15 protein-coding genes and 1 tRNA gene are annotated in these 17,664 nt (G+C 68.8%); 6 read left to right on the top strand and 10 right to left on the bottom strand.

Translation table 11 applies throughout. The features are described 5' to 3' along the window. Nucleotides 1-130: 130 nt before the first annotated feature. The 3 genes from ROR02_RS12800 (at nt 131) to purD (ending at nt 2,957) form a co-directional block, all read left to right on the top strand. A complete protein-coding gene (locus ROR02_RS12800; protein ID WP_147164429.1) occupies nt 131-370 on the top strand; it encodes a hypothetical protein in 240 nt (79 codons plus the stop codon). 334 nt (nt 371-704) lie between these two features. Beyond that, nucleotides 705-1,637 (top strand): ribose-phosphate pyrophosphokinase, encoded by a 933-nt coding sequence (locus ROR02_RS12795; protein ID WP_147164428.1) that lies wholly within the window; start codon nt 705-707, stop codon nt 1,635-1,637. Between the two features lie 42 nt (nt 1,638-1,679). Then, nucleotides 1,680-2,957 carry a phosphoribosylamine--glycine ligase gene (gene purD / locus ROR02_RS12790; protein WP_147164426.1) on the top strand — a complete coding sequence of 426 codons (1,278 nt, stop codon included), beginning with the start codon at nt 1,680-1,682 and terminating at the stop codon, nt 2,955-2,957. A 99-nt stretch (nt 2,958-3,056) separates the two neighbouring features. Here the strand turns inward: purD and ROR02_RS12785 are convergent, their stop codons facing one another. Further along, entirely contained in the window at nt 3,057-3,608 is a 552-nt protein-coding gene (locus ROR02_RS12785; RefSeq protein ID WP_147164425.1) for a thermonuclease family protein, read from the bottom strand. A 101-nt stretch (nt 3,609-3,709) separates the two neighbouring features. Between ROR02_RS12785 and ROR02_RS12780 the strand changes: the two genes are divergently transcribed. Continuing rightward, complete coding sequence (locus tag ROR02_RS12780) at nt 3,710-4,438, top strand: DUF502 domain-containing protein (protein ID WP_147164424.1); 729 nt, start codon at nt 3,710-3,712, stop codon at nt 4,436-4,438. A 16-nt stretch (nt 4,439-4,454) separates the two neighbouring features. Here ROR02_RS12780 and ROR02_RS12775 read toward each other — a convergent pair whose 3' ends face one another. The 9 genes from ROR02_RS12775 to ROR02_RS12735 form a co-directional block, all read right to left on the bottom strand. After that, a complete protein-coding gene (locus ROR02_RS12775; protein ID WP_147164423.1) occupies nt 4,455-4,955 on the bottom strand; it encodes a hypothetical protein in 501 nt (166 codons plus the stop codon). Nucleotides 4,956-5,019: 64 nt separating this feature from the next. Next, on the bottom strand, nt 5,020-6,780 hold the full coding sequence (locus tag ROR02_RS12770) for an ABC transporter ATP-binding protein (RefSeq protein WP_147164421.1): 1,761 nt from the start codon (nt 6,778-6,780) through the stop codon (nt 5,020-5,022). Then, on the bottom strand, nt 6,777-7,961 hold the full coding sequence (gene lptF / locus ROR02_RS12765; protein ID WP_147164420.1) for an LPS export ABC transporter permease LptF: 1,185 nt from the start codon (nt 7,959-7,961) through the stop codon (nt 6,777-6,779). The genes ROR02_RS12770 and lptF overlap by 4 nt, the downstream gene beginning before the upstream one ends. A gap of 88 nt (nt 7,962-8,049) precedes the next feature. After that, nucleotides 8,050-9,009 (bottom strand): methylmalonyl Co-A mutase-associated GTPase MeaB, encoded by a 960-nt coding sequence (gene meaB / locus ROR02_RS12760; protein ID WP_147164418.1) that lies wholly within the window; start codon nt 9,007-9,009, stop codon nt 8,050-8,052. Beyond that, entirely contained in the window at nt 9,006-11,675 is a 2,670-nt protein-coding gene (ppdK, locus tag ROR02_RS12755) for a pyruvate, phosphate dikinase (RefSeq protein WP_147164431.1), read from the bottom strand. The genes meaB and ppdK overlap by 4 nt, the downstream gene beginning before the upstream one ends. Before the next feature lie 2 nt (nt 11,676-11,677). Continuing rightward, nucleotides 11,678-13,771: a glycine--tRNA ligase subunit beta gene (glyS, locus tag ROR02_RS12750; RefSeq protein ID WP_147164417.1), complete on the bottom strand. Its 2,094-nt coding sequence runs from the start codon at nt 13,769-13,771 to the stop codon at nt 11,678-11,680. A 4-nt stretch (nt 13,772-13,775) separates the two neighbouring features. After that, nucleotides 13,776-14,657, bottom strand: a complete 882-nt coding sequence (locus ROR02_RS12745) for a glycine--tRNA ligase subunit alpha (protein WP_147164416.1) — start codon at nt 14,655-14,657, stop codon at nt 13,776-13,778. A 258-nt stretch (nt 14,658-14,915) separates the two neighbouring features. Further along, nucleotides 14,916-15,188, bottom strand: a complete 273-nt coding sequence (locus tag ROR02_RS12740) for a hypothetical protein (protein ID WP_147164415.1) — start codon at nt 15,186-15,188, stop codon at nt 14,916-14,918. Nucleotides 15,189-15,332: 144 nt separating this feature from the next. After that, nucleotides 15,333-16,046: a tRNA1(Val) (adenine(37)-N6)-methyltransferase gene (locus ROR02_RS12735; protein WP_307725152.1), complete on the bottom strand. Its 714-nt coding sequence runs from the start codon at nt 16,044-16,046 to the stop codon at nt 15,333-15,335. 318 nt (nt 16,047-16,364) lie between these two features. Between ROR02_RS12735 and ROR02_RS12730 the strand changes: the two genes are divergently transcribed. Beyond that, nucleotides 16,365-17,351, top strand: a complete 987-nt coding sequence (locus ROR02_RS12730; RefSeq protein WP_170245106.1) for a polyprenyl synthetase family protein — start codon at nt 16,365-16,367, stop codon at nt 17,349-17,351. A 59-nt stretch (nt 17,352-17,410) separates the two neighbouring features. Further along, a tRNA-Pro gene (locus ROR02_RS12725) sits at nt 17,411-17,487 on the top strand. Nucleotides 17,488-17,664: the final 177 nt, after the last annotated feature.

Here is a 17,664-nt window from a genome sequence, read left to right as displayed (position 1 = left end):
GTCCAGGGTAATCGGTTCATCCGATTGCCCTGGCGTGGCGGCCAGGGCGGGTTGACTTTCCGGCGGTCGCGTCCTTTTTGTCGAAGGCGCCGTGCCGCGCCCGCTCTCACCCCCTTGGAACCCGCCGCCCATGGCCAAAAAAGGTGAAGTCCTGCCCATGACGGGATCCCCGATCACCGACACCGTCAACCGGGTGCGCGACGTGGTTGGCGCCGTGCGGCAGGTGCGCGCCGACATGGCCGAAACCAACGAGCGCGTCAACCGGGTTTCACGCCTGTTGATCGTCTTGCTGGTGCTGGTGGGCCTGAACGGGGTTTTAACCCTGGTGGTGCTCCTTGTGGTGTTGGTGGCCTTGTTCGTCCGTCCCTGACGGGCGCCTTGTTCGTCCGGGACGGGCGCCGGGACGGACGTCGGGACGGCCTGGGGCCTGGCCTTGCGGCGTCGCGGTTTACAGGTTGATGACGGGTTGCTAAGGTCCGGCCCGGCCGCCGGCTCGCGCACGATCCGCGCCGCTTGCCCGCTCTCGACCTTCCCCGCGCCGCAGCAGTCTCGACGGCAAGGAAAGCCCCGGACGGACAAGGGGCTCTGGGTTCGTTTGGGGCGCCGGTGTTCGTCCTTCGTGCTTTTCGTCTCGCGCGGCGTGTTTCGTCCCCTGCCCTGGCCCGCCGTTCGCCTCGCCGCCCCGCCAACCTGGGAATCCCGGAATGAAGATCCTGGCTTGTAACAGCAATCGCCCCCTGGCCGAGGCGATCGCGAGCTTCCTTAATCTTGAACTCACCCATGCCAGTGTCAAGCGCTTCAGTGACATGGAAATTTGGGTGGAGATTCTTGAAAACGTCCGCGGCGAGGACGTGTTCGTCGTTCAGTCCACCAGCTTTCCCGCCAACGATAACTTGATGGAACTGCTGGTGATGCTTGATGCCCTCAAGCGGGGCTCGGCGCGACGGATCACCGCCGTGGTGCCCTATTTCGGGTACGCCCGCCAGGATCGCAAGACCGGCCCGCGCACGCCGATCACCGCCAAGCTGGTTGCCAACCTGATCACCAGCGCCGGCGCCAACCGCGTGGTCACGCTGGATCTGCACTCGGGTCAGATCCAGGGCTTTTTCGACATTCCGCTGGATAACCTGTATGCCGCGCCGGTGTTCTCGAAGCACATCATCGAGCATTACCGGGGCGAGCGCCCCATGGTGGTGTCGCCCGACGTTGGCGGCGTGGTGCGCGCGCGCGATCTGGCCAAGCGCATCAATGCCGACCTCGCCATCATCGACAAGCGCCGCGAGCGCGCCGGCGTTTCCGAGGTGATGAACATCATCGGCGACGTGAGCGGGCGCGACTGCATCCTGGTCGACGACATCGTGGATTCCGCCGGCACCTTGTGCAACGCCGCCGTGGCGCTCAAGGGATCGGGCGCCAACTCGGTGGTGGCCTATGTCACCCATGGCGTGCTCTCGGGCGGCGCGGTGGCCCGCGTGGCGAGCTCGCCCCTGGATTCGCTTTGCATCACCGACAGCATCCAGGCGACCGAGGCCATGCGGCTGGCCCGCAACATCCAGCAGATTTCGATCGCGCCCCTGATGGCCGAGGCCATGCGCCGGGTGAGCCAGGAGGCTTCGGTCTCCAGCCTGTTCAACTAACCCCGCGCCCGCGCTGCCCGGATCTGAAAGAAGGAACCCGCCATGAAAGTTCTGGTCATCGGCTCCGGGGGGCGCGAGCACGCCTTGTGCTGGAAACTGTCGCGTTCGGCGCAGTCCCCGCAAATCCTGTGCGCGCCGGGTAATCCCGGCATCGCCGCCGTGGCCCGCTGCGTGACCGTGCGCGTCGACGACGGCCCCGGCCTGCTGGCCCTGGCGCGGGCGGAAGCGGTTGACCTGGTGGTGGTGGGCCCCGAGGCGCCGTTGGTCGCGGGCGTGGGCGATGCCCTGCGCGCGGCCGGTTTCCTGGTGTTCGGGCCCTCGGCCGCCGCCGCCGCCCTGGAAGGCTCCAAGGCGTTCATGAAGGATATCCTGGTGGAAGCCGGGGTGCCCACCGCCCGCCATGGCTCCTTTGCCACCATCGAGGAAGCCCGCGCCTTCGTCCTGGCCCAAAACGCGCCCCTGGTGGTCAAGGCCGATGGCCTGGCCGCCGGCAAGGGCGTGGTGATCTGCCCCACCCCCGACGAGGCCCTGGCCGCCCTTGACCTGATGATGACCGAAAAGGCTTTTGGCGCCGCCGGCGCCCGCGTGGTCATCGAGGAATTCCTGGAAGGGGAGGAAGTCAGCTTCTTTGCCCTGTGCGACGGCACCCGCGCCGTTCCCCTGGTCGGCGCCCAGGATCACAAGGCGGTGGGGGACGGCGACACCGGCCCCAACACCGGCGGCATGGGCGCCTACTCCCCGGCCCCGGTGTTCAACGACGCCCTGCGCGACCAGGTGATGGACACCATCATTCAGCCCACCCTGGCCACCCTGGCCAAGCGGGGCTGCCCCTATTGCGGGGTGCTGTTCGCGGGGCTGATGATCACGCCCCAGGGGCCCAAGGTGCTGGAATACAACGTGCGTTTTGGCGACCCCGAATGCCAGGTTCTGATGATGCGCCTGGAGTCGGACCTGTTGCCGGTGCTGCTGGCCGCCGCGCGGGGCGATCTGGCCGACGTGTCGCTCAGCTGGTCTTCGGACAGCGCCCTGGTGGTGGTGATGGCGGCCGAGGGCTATCCCGGACGGCCGCGCACCGGCACCGAGATCAAGGGCCTGGAGCAGGCGGCGGCGGTGCCCGGGGTCGAGGTGTTTCATGCCGGCACCACGGCCGACGGCCAGGGGCGGATCCTGGCCAGCGGCGGGCGGGTGCTGGGCATCACCGCCCGGGCGCCAACGGTCGAGGCCGCGCGCGCGCGCGCCTATGCCGCCGTGGATGCCCTTGACTGGCCGGAAGGCTTTTGCCGGCGTGATATCGCCTGGCGGGCGCTGGCCCGCGGTTAAATGGTTCGGGCGCTGGCCCGCGGTTAAATGACCCGGGCGCTGGCCCGCGGTTAAATGGTTCGGGCGCTGGCCCGGGCGAAGTCGTTCGGGCCGGAGCCGCTACTTGTCCTTGCCGTGGCGGGCGTTCCAGTCCGAGGGGCGGTCGAACGTGCCTTGCCACAGGCCGGCGCGTTTTTCCCGGGCCTCCTCCATGGCATCATGGTAGCGGATCGTGGCGTTTGCCGGCAGCGCCCACCCCATCGAGACCAGGGCGTGGTTGATTTCCATGCGCTCGACCAGACACACGGCGATCAGGCCGCCGTTGGCGTCTTTTTCCTCGCCCAGGCAGCGGATGGTCTTGTTCTTGGTCAGTTCCAGCAGGAAATAGGCGGCCCAGCGGCCGCATGGCCACGTTTGTCCCGAAGGCGCCTGGCAGGTTTGGGCGATCCCGGGCGCATCGATGTTGGCGAGCACCACCGGGGTGCCGCCCTGGCAGGCGCCATAGGAGCGCTTGCCGTTGATCACCAGGTGGCCGGCGTCGGTGACGCAGGCGGGGCCGCTGACTTCCGGCTGCTGGGCCTCGGCGGGGAGGCTGACAGTCCCGGCGCCGCCCAGGGCGATCAGTCCGACGCCGACCCACCAGAGGCGGGGCGTGATATATCCCTTGCGCATTGAGGGGCTCCCCATTTCGTTCGCGCTTTTCCGACTGTATCATGCCCCGCGCCGAAGCCCCAATCCCCGGGCTTGGTCGAGCCTCCACAAGCGGAGATCCCATGATAAACGATAAAGGCGAATCCGAGATTTCCGGAGACGGACGTCATCGCAAGCACATGACCCTGACCGCCCGTTTGCGGGCCTATTTCCTGGCGGGCATTCTGGTGACGACGCCGATTTCGGTCACCTTGTTCGTCGCCTGGACCTTGATGCAGGCCATTGACCGTGGCGTGATCGGCCTTCTGCCCGAAGCGTATCGCTTTACCTTGCCGGTGCCGGGCATCGGCCTTTTGCTGCTGATGGCCACGCTCACCTTCGTGGGGGCGTTCACGGCGGGCTATATCGGCCGCCTGATGGTGCGCATGGGCGAGTATATCGTGGGCCAGGTTCCGGTGATCCGGAATATTTACGGCGTGCTCAAGCAAATCGTCGAAACCGTCCTGGCCCAGCAGTCGGCGGCGTTTCGCCAGGTGGTTCTGGTCGAATACCCGCGCAAGGGCATCTGGGCCCTGGCCTTCATCACCGGCGTGACCGAGGGCGAGGTGCAGAACCTGACCGAGGATGAAACCATCAACGTCTTCTTGCCGACCACCCCCAACCCCACCAGCGGCTTTTTGCTGTTCGTGCCGCGCCGGGACCTGGTGGTGCTCGACATGTCGGTCGAGGATGGCATCAAGATGGTGATTTCGGGGGGGATTTTCACGCCGCCCGACCGCCGCCCGCCCGAGGTCCGGGCCACGCCCGTGTTTCCCTCGGTGACGCCGCGTTCGGACGACGGCGACCGTTAAGGCCGCAAGCCGCCTCTCAATTCGCTTCCGGAGCCAGGGTTCCCGTGGCCGGCACCGGGGAAGAGGCGAGGTCGGAAAGGTCCTCGCCCTCCTCGGGGTCGGAGCGGCGGATGGCGGTGCTGCTGTCGGCGCGCAGCAAGGTGGGCTCGCCGGTCAGGCGGTTGGTGAAATACACCGCGATTCGCCCGCGCTGCTGGGCACGGCTCATGCGCGGGCCGGCGGGCAGCAAGGCCGGATTGGTCCAGAAGTGAACCGAGCATCCGGGAGCCGCGCCGCAGGTTTCCTCGGCCTTGGCGAACAGGGCCGCCGTGTCCACCGCGTCGGGCGACACCAGCACGAAATGCTCCAGGGAATCGGCCGGATCCCTGGCGCTGTCGGTGCCGGGGGCGGCGGGATCAGGTCCCCCCGCGCTTCGGATTCCCGTGGGCTCGTCCGGGGCCGGGCGGGCCACGGCGTAGACCACGGCGAAGGTCACCCCGAACAGCAACACGGCGGCGCCAAGGGTTTTCCAGATCATGGGGTCTCCTTCGGCTTTGTCGGACCAGGCGGGCGGCGCGGTTTCTTCGCCGAGGCCAAAACCGTCAGGCCAGGGCGTCGCTCGCGCACAAGGCAGCGTACAACGGACAGGTTTCCAATAACTGTTCGTGCCGGCCCGAGGCGACCACCTTGCCGTCGTCCAGCACGTGGATCACGTCGGCGTTGCGCACCGTGGCCAGCCGGTGGGCGACCACCAGGCAGGTCCGGCCCTGGCGCAGGGTATCGAAAGCCTGGCGCACCTGGCGCTCGCTTTCGGGATCCAGGGCGCTGGTCGCTTCGTCGAGGAGCAGGATCGGCGCGTTCTTGAGCAAGGCGCGCGCGATGACCAGCCGCTGGCGCTGGCCTCCGGACAGGCGCCCGCCCTCCTCGCCGATCACGGTGTCGTAGCCCTGGGGCAAGGCCATGATGAAGTCGTGGGCCGCCGCCGCCCGGGCCGCCTGATGCACGGCGTCGTCATCGGCATCAAGGCGGCCGAAGGCGATGTTGGCGCGTACCGTGTCGTCGAACAAGATCACGTCCTGGGTGACCAGCGCGATCGCGTCCCACAGCGAGCGGAAGGTGACGTCGCGCACGTCCTGGCCATCAAGGAGCACGCGGCCCCGGTCGGGGTCGCGAAAGCGCGGCACCAGCGAGAGCGCGGTGCTTTTGCCGGCGCCCGAGCGGCCGACCAGGGCGGCGGTGCCGCCGGCCGGAACCTCGAAGGTCAGGCTTTCCAGCGCGGGAGCATCCTGGCCCGGGTAGGTCAGGGAAACATCCTCGAAGCGCAGGGCTCCGGGCCCCGGGCGCAGGGCCTGGGCTCCGGCCTTTTCGCGCAGGCCCGGCGGCGTGTCGAGCACGGCGTAATAGCGTTCCAGGGCCGAGAGGCCTTCCTGGGCCACGACGTTGACCTTGCCCAGGCGCTTGACCGGCTGGTAGAGCAGGAAAACCGAGGTGACGAAGGCGAAAAAGGTGCCGGGGTCCAAGGTGCCCGCCGACACGCGCAGGCCCCCGTAAACCACCACGGCCGCGAACGCGATGCCCGAAAGCACTTCCAGAACCAGAGAGATCGACGCGGCCACGGTTTCGGTGCGCATCATGTGGCGGTGGATCATCTCGACGGTGCCGGCCACGCGGGCGCGTTCAAAGCCGTCCGCGTTGTAAATGCGCACCAGGCGGATGGCCTGGAAGATCTGAACCAGAAGGCCGTCCAGGCGTCCCGATTCGGATTGCATGCCCCGCGCGGCGTTGCGCGCCGCCCGGCCCAGCAGCATGATCGGCAGGCCGGCGAGCGGAAACAGCACCAGGGCGATGACCGCGAGCGACAGGTCCAGCACGAACAAGGTGCCCACCAGCCCGAACAAGGTTGCCACGTCGCGCCCCAGGGCCATGGTCGCCGAGGTGATGGTGTTGCGCAGCATGGCCAGATCGACCGTGAAGCGGCTGACCAGGCCGGCGGTGCGCTGTTCGGCCAGGTAGGCGATGTCCATGTCCTGGAGATGGTCGTACAAGGCGGCCCGGCAGCGGGCCACCACCTGGAAGCCCACCTTGTTCATCAAGGTGCGCTGGCCGTAGTTGGCCAGGCCCTTGGTGATGAAAACAATGGGGAAGGCCAGGCCCAGTTCCAGCAGGCGCTGGCGGTCGCCGCCCCGGAACACCTCGTTGAAGGCGGGCTCCATCAACCAGGCAATGGCGGCGGTGGCCGCCGCGACCCCCAGCATGCACACGATGCCCAGGGCCATCCACGGCCATTGTGAAACCAGGTGCTCGCGGATCAGGCGCCGGGCCAGTCCCAGCGCGGGAAAGGCGGGCGGACGGGCATGGGTCATGGCGCGGGGGTCCGGGCGGGGGAGGGCGGGGAAGCGCGCCGGGCCAGCATCCGGCGGCCGGCCTCGATGACGGCGTGGGGCACGTCGGCGATCCACAAGGCGCCGACGACAAGGGGCAGAACGGCCAGCGCGTCCATCAGGAACAAGGCATCGTAGCTTTTCTTGGCCATGCTGGCCGCGCCCAGGCTGGCGGCCTGGAACAACACGACCAGGGCGACCGCGACGCCCACGGGAAAGCCGTTCCCCCGGCGGCTGAACTGGCCCGACAGCACCGCGCCCAGTCCCAGCAAAAGGAAGCCGACGTGGGCCAGCGGGCGGATCAGGCGCAGGTGCAGTTCCATGCGCAAGCGGCGCACGTGGCGGTGTTCATAGATATAGGGATAGTCGGGGTCCATGCGGTCCCCGACCTGGATCGACCACAGCTCGTTCAAGGGGCGCTGGCGTTCGTCCCGGTAGCGGAATTTGTCGGTGGCCTGATCGTCGGACAGCGCGATGGAGTAGCTGTCGAAGTACAAGAAGGTGATGCGCTCGCTGCCGCGCTCGTGTTCCTGGCGGTTGCCGTTGAGCAGCATCAAGCGCACGTCGCCGCCGGTACGCACCAAGGCGCCGCTTTCGGCGACAACGGTGGTTTCCTTGGCGCGATCCGAGGTGTCGTGAATCATCAGGTCCAGCAAGGTGCCATCGGGGGCGCGCCGGCCGACATAAACCACCAGGTCCTTTTCAACCTGATTGAACTGGCCGTCGCGCAGCACCAGGCCGGAAATGTCGTCGCGGACCTGAACCTTGATGTCGTCGAACGAGCTTTCCAGGCTGGGAACGACCCCCAGGGTCAGGAAATAGCCGAACGCGGTCAGGGCCGCGCACAAGATCAAGGCGGGCCGCGCGAGGCGCCAGGGCCCCATGCCCGCCGAGCGCATGACGATCAGCTCGCGGTCGCCCGACAGCTTGTTGTAGGTGAACAAGGCCACGGCAAACAGCGCGAGCGGCAGGAACACGGTCATGAACCCGGGCAGCAGCAGCAGCGTTACCTTGAGGAAGGTCGCGAGGCTGAGGCCCTTGTTGACGAACCAGTCCAGGAATTTGAGCGAGTTGATCAGCCAGACCAAGGTGAGCAGGCCCAAGGTGCCAACGCCCAGGCCCGACAGCAAAGCGCGCAGGATATAGCGGTCAAGGGTACTCACCGGGGGCTCTCCCAGGGCCGGGCGGACGACGATCGATCACGCCGGGGCAACGCGGGCCCGGGCCCGGGCCCGGCAGGCACGCCCCGGTTCATGAAGACGGGGCGGCCAGCGCGTGGGCCAAGGTGGCCAGGCGCTCGAAGGGACTGGTCTCGGGGTCCAGCCGCACGGGACCGGCGCGGCGCACGCCCTCGCGTCCGAAGCGCTCGCGCACGGCCTCGACCAGCCAGGCCTCGGCCTGGGTCAGGCGGCGGCGCGCCAGGGTGCCGTCGTGAGCCAGGTGGGCGCCGTGCGCGGCCAGGGCCTCGATCAGGGCGTCCAGGCCCTGGCGGTCGCGGGCGCTGACCCGCAGCACCGGGGTTTTCCAGGTGTCCTCGGCCTCGGCCAGCGACAAGGCGGCCTCGACATCGGCGCAGGCCCGTTCGGCCTGGGGCATGTCGGCCTTGGTCACCACCACCAGATGCGGAATCTCGGCGATGCCGGCCTTCATGAACTGGAGCGCGTCGCCCGAGCCGGGCTGCACGCAAAACACCACGCTGTCGGCGACACGCACGACCTCGGTTTCCGACTGGCCGACGCCCACGGTTTCGATCAACACGATATCGAACACCGCGCGCATCAAAACCATGGCGGCCACGGTGAGGCCGGCAAGGCCGCCCAGGTGGTCGCGCGCCGCCATCGAGCGCACGAACACGCCCGGATCCTCGGGATCCACGGTCAGGCGGGTGCGATCGCCCAGCAACGCGCCCCCCGAGCGGCGCGAGCTGGGATCGACGGCGATCACCCCCACCCGCAGCCCCTGGCGGCGCCAGCCCTCGATCAGGCCGTTGAGCAAGGTGGACTTGCCCACGCCCGGCGGCCCGGTGATGCCGATCACCTGGGCCTGGGGCTCGGCGTAGGCGGCCGACAGCAAGGCGATGGTCTCGGCATCGTCCGGGCGGGTTTCAAGACGCACCAGCGCCCGGGCCAGGGGCGCCTTGCCCCCGGCCCGGATCCGGGTCAGCAGAGCCGACCCGGAGGGCGTTGCGTCAAGGGGCGGCGCGCCGCTCACGCGGTGCCCGCGCGCAAGGCGGCCTGGGCAGCGGCCAGACGGGCGATCGGCACGCGGTAGGGCGAGCACGACACGTAATCCAGTCCGGCGCCCTGGCAGAAGGCGATCGAGTCGGGATCGCCGCCATGCTCGCCGCAGATGCCCAGCTTCAGGTCGGGCCGGGTCGCGCGCCCACGCTCGGCGGCCAGGCGGACCAGTTCGCCCACGCCATCGGCGTCCAGGGTGGCGAAGGGATCGCGCTTGAAAATGCCCTTGGCCTGGTAGGTTTCCAGGAACGCGGCGGCGTCGTCGCGCGAGATGCCCAGGGTGGTCTGGGTCAGGTCGTTGGTGCCAAAGCTGAAGAAGCGGGCCGACTCGGCGATGGAGCCCGCCTGAAGCGCGGCGCGCGGCAGCTCGATCATGGTGCCCACGGTGTAGTCCAGGGTCGTGCCGGTTTCGGCGAACACGGCCTGGGCCACGTTATCGACCGCCGCCTTCATCAGATCCAGCTCGCGCTTGGTGCACACCAGCGGAATCATGATCTCGGGCACCGGGGCGTTGCCGCTTTCGCGACCCACATGCACGGCGGCCTCGAAAATGGCGCGCGCCTGCATTTCGTAGATCTCGGGGTAGGTCACGCCCAAGCGGCAGCCGCGATGGCCCAGCATCGGGTTGTTCTCGGCCAGCTTGGCGGCGCGGTCGCGCACCGTGCCCACGTCCACCCCGGCGACCTGCGCCACCTCGGCGATTTCGTTGTCGGTGTGCGGCAGGAACTCGTGCAGCGGCGGATCAAGCAGGCGGATGGTGACCGGCAGGCCGGTCATGATCGTGAACAGGTCGATGAAGTCCTTGCGCTGGTAAGGCAGCAGGTCGGCGAGCGCCGCGCGACGGCCGGTTTCATCCTCGGCCAGGATCATGCGGCGCATGGCGATGATGCGGCGCGGATCGAAGAACATGTGTTCCGTGCGGCACAGACCGATGCCCTCGCAGCCAAAGCGCCGCGCGGTCTCGGCGTCCTCGGGGGTTTCGGCGTTGGCGCGGACCTTCATGGTGCGGCGGTCGTCGGCCCATCCCATCAAGGTGCCGAAATCCCCGGTCAGCTCGGGCTGGACCGTGGGCACGGCGCCCAGCATCACCTCGCCGGTGGCGCCGTCCAGGGTGATCAGATCGCCTTCGCGCACCGTGGTGCCGCGCACGGTGAACACGCGATCGGCTTCGTGGACGCGGATTTCGCCGGCCCCGGCCACGCACGGCGTGCCCATGCCGCGCGCGACCACGGCCGCGTGGCTGGTCATGCCGCCGCGCGTGGTCAGGATGCCCTGGGAAACGTGCATGCCGCCGATGTCCTCGGGGCTGGTTTCCGTGCGCACCAGCACGACCTTCTCGCCGTTTTGCACCCAGTCCTCGGCGGTGGAGGCCGAGAACACCACCCGGCCCGACGCCGCGCCGGGCGAGGCCGGCAGGCCCCGGGTCAGCACGATGCGCTCGGCCTTGGGGTCCAAGGTCGGGTGCAAAAGCTGGTTCAGGGCCTCGGGATCAACGCGCAAGACCGCCTCGTTGGCGGTGATCACGCCTTCTTGCGCCATTTCAACCGCGATGCGCAAGGCGGCCGCCGCCGTGCGCTTGCCCACGCGGGTTTGCAGCATCCACAGCCGACCGCCCTGGATGGTGAACTCCATGTCCTGCATGTCGCGGTAATGGGCTTCCAGGGTGTCGCGGATGGAAACCAGTTCGCGGTAGAGGTCGGGCATGACCTCTTCCATGGCCGGCAGGGTGCTTTTGTTCTTGGTCTTGCCGGCCAGCGAGATCTGTTGCGGCGTGCGGATGCCCGCCACCACGTCCTCGCCCTGGGCGTTGACCAGGTATTCGCCGTAGAACACGTTCTCGCCCGTCGAGGGGTCGCGCGAGAAGCACACGCCGGTGGCGCAGTCATCGCCCATGTTGCCAAACACCATGGCCTGGACGCTCACCGCCGTGCCCCATTCCTCGGGGATGTGATGCAGCTTGCGGTAGGTGATCGCGCGTTGGTTCATCCACGAGCGGAACACGGCCCCGATGGCGCCCCACAGCTGTTCCTCGGGATCCTCGGGGAAGGGGGTGCCGGTTTCCTCCAGGACGCGGGCCTTGAAGCGCTCGACCATCACCTTCCAGTCATCGGCGGAAAGCTCGGTATCCAGGGTCAGGCCCCGGTCTTCCTTCAGGATCTCCAGCAGGTGGTCGAAGTGGTAGTGCTCGACCCCCAGAACCACGTCGGAATACATCTGGATGAATCGACGATAGCTGTCGTAGGCGAAGCGGGCATCGCCCGAGCGCTTGATCAGGCCCTGCACCGTCTGGTCGTTCAGGCCGAGGTTCAGCACCGTGTCCATCATGCCCGGCATGGACGCGCGGGCCCCCGAGCGCACCGAGACCAGCAGCGGATTTTCGGCGTCGCCAAACTGGCAGCGCATGATCGCCTCGACGCTGGCCAGGGCTTCCTTGACCTGCCGGGCCAGTTCGTCGGGGTAGCTGCGGTCGTTGGCGTAGTAGTGGGTGCAGACTTCCGTGGTGATGGTGAACCCGGCCGGCACGTTAATGCCGATGTTGCTCATCTCGGCCAGGTTGGCGCCCTTGCCGCCCAGCAGATTCTTCATGTCGGCGCGCCCCTCGGCGCGTCCGTTGCCGAAGCTGTACACCCACTTGGTCATGGTCATCCCTCGATCCTGGAGAAATCCGCCACGGTCCCCATGGCGGCTCCGATGCGCCCAAGCAGGCGCAGGCGGTTGGTACGCAGGTCCGGGTTGTCGGCGTTGACGGTGACCCGGTCGAAGAAGGCATCCACGGGCGCGCGCAGGCAAGCCAGGGCGGCCATGGTGTCGGTGAACGCCTCGGCGGCCAGCAGGGGGGCCACCTTGGCACGCAGCTGATCCAGTGCCCCGGCCAGCGCCCGTTCCTCGTCGGTTTCGAACAAGGCGGGGTCGGGGGGGGGAGCCTCGGGGCCGGTCGCGGGGGCGCGGTCGCGCTTGGCCTCGATGCGGACAATGTTCATGGCCCGGCGATAGGCGGCGAGCAGGTCGGCGCCCTCGGTCGAGTCCAGGAAGCCGGTCAGGGCCTCGACCCGGGCCAGCAGGCGGACCAGATCATCCTCGCCGCCCAGGGCGAGAACGGCCGCGATCAGGTCATGGCGCACGCCTTGCTCGCGCGCGCGCACCTTCAGGCGATCGGCGAAGAACGCCAGCAGGTCGGCGGTGATGTCGGCGTCCAGCTCGGGGAGTCGGGTTCGGTAGCCCTGGGCGGCGGCGGCGATCACGGCCCCCAGGGGCAGGCGCAGGCCGTTTTCGACGATCAGGCGAATGACGCCCAGCGCGGCCCGGCGCAGCGCGAACGGGTCCTTCGAACCGGTGGGCTTTTCGTCGATCAGCCAGAACCCGGCCAGGGTATCGAGCTTGTCGGCCAGGGCCACGCACACCGCCACCGGGGCGGTGGGGCAGGCGTCGGAGGGGCCCTGTGGCGCGTAGTGGGTCCGGATCGCGTCGGCCACGGCCTCGGGCTCGCCGTCGTGGCGGGCGTAGTAGGCGCCCATCAGGCCCTGCAACTCGGGGAACTCGCCCACCATGCCGGTGACCAGATCGGTCTTGGCCAGCAGGGCCGCGCGGTCAACCAGGGCCGGGTCGGCGCCCGGGATGTGGGTGGCCAGGGTGCCGGCCAGGGCGCGCAGGCGCTCCACCCGCTCGCGGTCCGTGCCCAGGCGGGCGTGGAAAATGCGCCGCTCCAGGGCGTCGACCCGCTGGGCCAGCGGCGTTTCGCGGTCCTGGTCCCAGAAGAAGCGGGCGTCGGACAGGCGTGCGCGCAACACCCGCTCGTTGCCGGCCACCACCCGCTCGGCGCTGTCGGGCCGGGTGCCATTGGCGATGACCAGGAAGCGGGCGGACAAGGTGCCGTCGGGGTTTTCCAGGCAGAAGTACTTCTGGTGCTCGCGCAGCGAGGTGATCAGCACCTCGGGCGGCAGGGTCATGAAGGCCTTGTCGATGTGTCCCATCAGAGGCACCGGCCATTCGACCAGCCCCGCGACCTCGTCGAGCAGGCCCGGGTCCTCGCGCACGCGCAAGGCCTCGCCGGCGGCCAGCGCCGCCATGCCCTGGGCGATGGCCTCGCGCCGTTCGGCGGCGTCCAGCATCACGCCGGCGGCGCGCAGCCGGGTGGCGTAGTCGGAAAAGCCGGTCACCGCGAAGGGCTCGGGCGCCAGGAAGCGGTGCCCGCGCGTGGTGTCGGTGAAAGGCAGCACCCGGTCGCCCAGATCCAGCCCGCCGTCCAGCACCTGGCCGTCGAACAGGGCGACGATGCCATGCAAGGGGCGCACCCAGGTCAGGCGTCCTTGGCCCCAGCGCATGGACTTGGGCCAGGGAAAGGTGGTGAGCGCCTTGATCAGCAGGTCGGGCAGCAAGGCCCGGGTCGGCTGGCCCGGGCGCTCGATCACGGCGAACAGCACGGGGCCCTTGGGGGTGTCGCGGCGTTCCACCTGGTCGAGGGTCAGCCCGACCGAGCCCAGGAAGCCCTCGATGGCCTTGGCGGGGGCGTCGGCGCGCGGGCCGCGCCGTTCCTCGCGGGTATCGGGCTGGGCGGTGGGCAGGCCATCGACCACCAGCGCCAGGCGCCGGGGGGTGACGAAGGCGCGCACCGGCCCATGGGCCAGCCCGGCCTCGTCCAGGCCGGTTTCGATCAGGCGGGTCAGATCCTGGGCGGCGCGGGCTTGCATGCGGGCCGGAATTTCCTCGCCCAGCAGCTCGATGAACAGTTCAGCCATGGTCTTAGCTCTCCCCCCCGGCCGGCAGGTGGCCGCGCGCGCGCAACCAGCCCTCGCAGCAGCCCTTGGCCAGGGCGCGAACCCGGCCGATGTAGGCGGCGCGCTCGGTGACGCTGATCACGCCGCGCGCATCAAGCAGGTTGAAGCGGTGGCTGGCCTTGATGCACTGGTCGTAGGCGGGCAGGGGCAGGCCGGCGGCCAGCAGGGACTGGCATTCGGCCTCGGCGTCGTCGAAGTGGCGCAACAAGGCGGTGGTGTTCGCGTATTCGAAATTGTGGGCGCTGAACTCGCGTTCGGCTTGCAGGAACACGTCGCCATAGCGCACGCCGGCACCATTGAAATCAAGGTCGTACACGTTTTCCACGCCCTGGATGTACATGGCCAGGCGCTCCAGGCCATAGGTCAGCTCGACCGGGACCGGGTCGCAGTCAAAGCCGCCGACTTGCTGGAAATAGGTGAACTGGCTTACTTCCATGCCATCGCACCACACTTCCCAGCCCAGGCCCCAGGCGCCCAGGGTCGGGCTTTCCCAGTCGTCTTCCACGAAGCGGATGTCGTGGCGCAGGGGATCGATCCCCAGGCAGCGCAGCGAGTCCAGGTACAACGCCTGCGGATCGGCGGGCGAGGGCTTCATGATGACCTGGAACTGATAATAGTGTTGCAGGCGGTTCGGGTTCTCGCCATAGCGCCCGTCGGTCGGGCGCCGCGACGGCTGGACATAGGCGGCGCTCCAGGGCTCGGGGCCCAGGGCGCGCAAGGTGGTGGCGGGATGGAAGGTTCCGGCGCCCACCTCCATGTCATACGGCTGGAGAAGAACGCAACCCTGCTCGGCCCAGTACTGCTGGAGGCGCAGGATCAGAGCCTGGAAACTGGGCTTATCGGCCATGGGGACCCCTGGATGATGCTCGTCCGGGAAGGCGGAGGGAAGAACGACCCGCCACCGACCCGGACGGGGTCGCCTTCGGTGGCAGGCCGGCGCGTGGTCGCGCAATGAAAAACAGCGCGCGGGACGCGCGGTATCTAAGTCAACGCGCGGGACGCGCGGTACCTAAACCAGCGCGCGGGGCGCTTGCTGACCAAAGTCCGCGCGCGAAGGCGCGCCAGACGGGTACGGTCCGGCCTCGGCCGGAGTCTGCCAAACGCCCTAGCGTTCGGGCTGGTGTCCGCACGGGCAGGACTGCCCGCGTGGCACGAAGGTTCCGCACCGGGTGCAGCGGACCAGCTCGACCTCGGCGGGAGGGGGGGCGGCCTCGCGTCCGGCCATGCGGGCCTCGGTCGCCCGGCGGGCGGCCTCGGCGGCGCGTTGGGCGGCGCTCAGGCGAGTCCCGCCCGACAAGCCCTTGCGGATCAGGCTGAACAGACTCCAGACGCCAAACACGGCGGCCAGGGTGAACAGGATTTTGGCGAGACTGATCATGTCCCGTGTTATCGACGCCGGCGCGGGGCCGGTCAAGGGGGGTACTGGCTTTCCGTCACCTGTTGGGAGGATATCCCCGGGCGCGGGTCCTTCTTCCGGCGGGCACCCCGGGCTGGACCTCGATCCCCCGGGCTCGAAAAGGCGTCAGGCCGGGGGATCGAGGTCCAAGGCGGCGCCGTGGCGCAGCACGGCCTCGGCGGCGGGGGTGTAGCCGCTGGCGTGGTCGGGATGCAGCACCATCCCGGAGAGCAGGCGCAAGGGGCCGCGCGCGCCCTTGCGCGCCCGCACGATCACCCGCCCGGCCGGCTGGCCCTGGCGCGGCCACAAGGGAAACACGGTGACATCGCCGGCGAAACCGGCCAGGGCGCCCAGCAGGGCGTCGAGGCGGTCGGCGCGATGGATGGCATGCAGGTGCCCGCCCGGGCGCACCCGCGCGAGGCAGGCCCGGATCCAGGCGTTGAGGGGCAGCCCCTCGGCCTCGTGGTGGGCGAGGCGGCGCTGCGGGTCGGGGGCGGTGGTGGCGCGACCGGCGGCCAGGTAGGGCGGATTGGTGAACACCGCGTCGAAGGCCAGGCGCAGTTCCGGGGGCGGGCGGGCCAAGTCGCCCTCCCACACCCGCACCGAGGCGGCCAGCCCCAGGCGTTCGGCCGACCACGCGGCAAGGGCGGCGGGCAGGGCCTGGATTTCCAGCCCGGTCAGGACAAGGTCGGGGCGGCGCCGGGCGAGGCACAGCAAGGCGGCCCCGGTGCCACAGCCCGCTTCCAGAATCCGGCTGCCCGGCGCGGCGGCCACGGAGGCGGCCAGGAACACCGGGTCAAGGGCGGCGCGGTAGCCGTGAAGGGGTTGGAGCAAGCGCACGCGCCCGCCGAGCAAGGCGTCCTCCCGCCAGGGAAGCGCGGCTCTCTCCCCGCGCCCGGAAGGGGGAGAATCGAAGGCCGCCCCCGGGGAAATTCCGGGCGCGGGGGGGCTGATTCCAGGGGGGAGCGCGGCGGGCGGACGGGGCAGGGTCATGGTAGGTTTTTCAAGGAACGGGGAATGGTGGCTTGACCGGCGGCGAAAGGGCCTCCTATTCTCGCGCGTCGCTCAAACTGGCGCATGCGCCATTCATCAGGATTAGGGTGGGCCTTGTCCAACGCCGTCAACGCAAAAGAGACCGCAAGCGCCCGGGGAGAGGGCATGGATGCCGCCCTGGACGCCTTGATGAAGGTGGTCGGACCCGATTTGGTTCGGGTCAACGAAACGATTATGGCGCGGATGACCAGCTCGGTCGGGCTGATTCCGCAACTCGCCGGCTATATCATCGCCGCCGGTGGCAAGCGGCTGCGGCCGCTTTTGACCCTGGCCGCCGCGCGCCTGTGTGGCTACGACGGCGATCGTCATCCCAAGCTGGCCGCCTGCGTGGAGTTCATCCACACGGCCACCTTGCTGCATGACGACGTGGTCGACGAAAGCATGCTGCGCCGGGGCCGGGATTCGGCCAATGCCGTGTGGGGCAACAAGGCCAGCGTGCTGGTGGGCGATTTCCTGTTCGCGCGTTCCTTCGAACTGATGGTCGAGGACGGGGCGCTCAAGATCATGGGGATCCTGTCCAACGCCACGTCGGTGATCGCCGAGGGCGAGGTGCTCCAGCTGGTCACGGCCAACGACACCTCGACCACGGAAGACGCCTACATGGCGGTGATCCGGGCCAAGACCGCGCAGCTGTTCGCCGCCGCCTGTCAGGTCGGCGCGGTGGTGGCCGAACGTCCCGAGGTCGAGGAACAGGCTCTGTTCGATTACGGGATGAACCTGGGCATCGCCTTCCAGCTGGTGGACGATTACCTGGACTACTCGGCCAAGCAGCAGGAACTGGGCAAGACGGTCGGTGACGACTTCATGGACGGCAAGATCACGCTGCCCGTGATCCTGGCCTACGCCCGGGGCACCGACGAAGAGAAGGCCTTCCTGCGCCGCTGCCTGGAAGACCAGGACATGCCCGATTACGAGGCGGACCTGGCTCACGCCATGGAGCTGATGAAGCGCTACGACACCCTGTCGGAAACGGTGGTGCGCGCGCGCGCGTTCGGCGACAAGGCCCGTGCCGCCCTGGCGCCGTTCCCCGATAGCGAAGCGAAGAGCGCCCTGCTGGGCATCGTCGATTTTTGCATCGATCGGGTCTACTGACGAATTTTTTGCTTGCAAGCCCGCTCGGAGGGCGGTATAAACCGCTCCCTCGACGGCAACGGAGTGTAGCTCAGCCTGGTAGAGCACTGTCTTCGGGAGGCAGGGGCCGGAGGTTCGAATCCTCTCACTCCGACCAGTAAAATCAAAGGGCTTAGCCGGAAACGGCTAGGCCCTTTGATTTTTGGCGGCCACGCCCTGGCGGTCGCGCCCACTCAGGATGGGGAAGCCTTCTCCCCGGCGACTCGCTTCCGGATGTCCTTGGGAAGCCCGCGAGGATTGGGCAACACCCTGCCGGAAGACGGCATCATACCAA

This window comes from Pararhodospirillum oryzae, assembly GCF_007992075.1.
Lineage (GTDB): Bacteria > Pseudomonadota > Alphaproteobacteria > Rhodospirillales > Rhodospirillaceae > Pararhodospirillum > Pararhodospirillum oryzae.
Note: the sequence above shows the minus strand (reverse complement) of the source record. Positions and strands in the feature narration are given on the sequence as shown.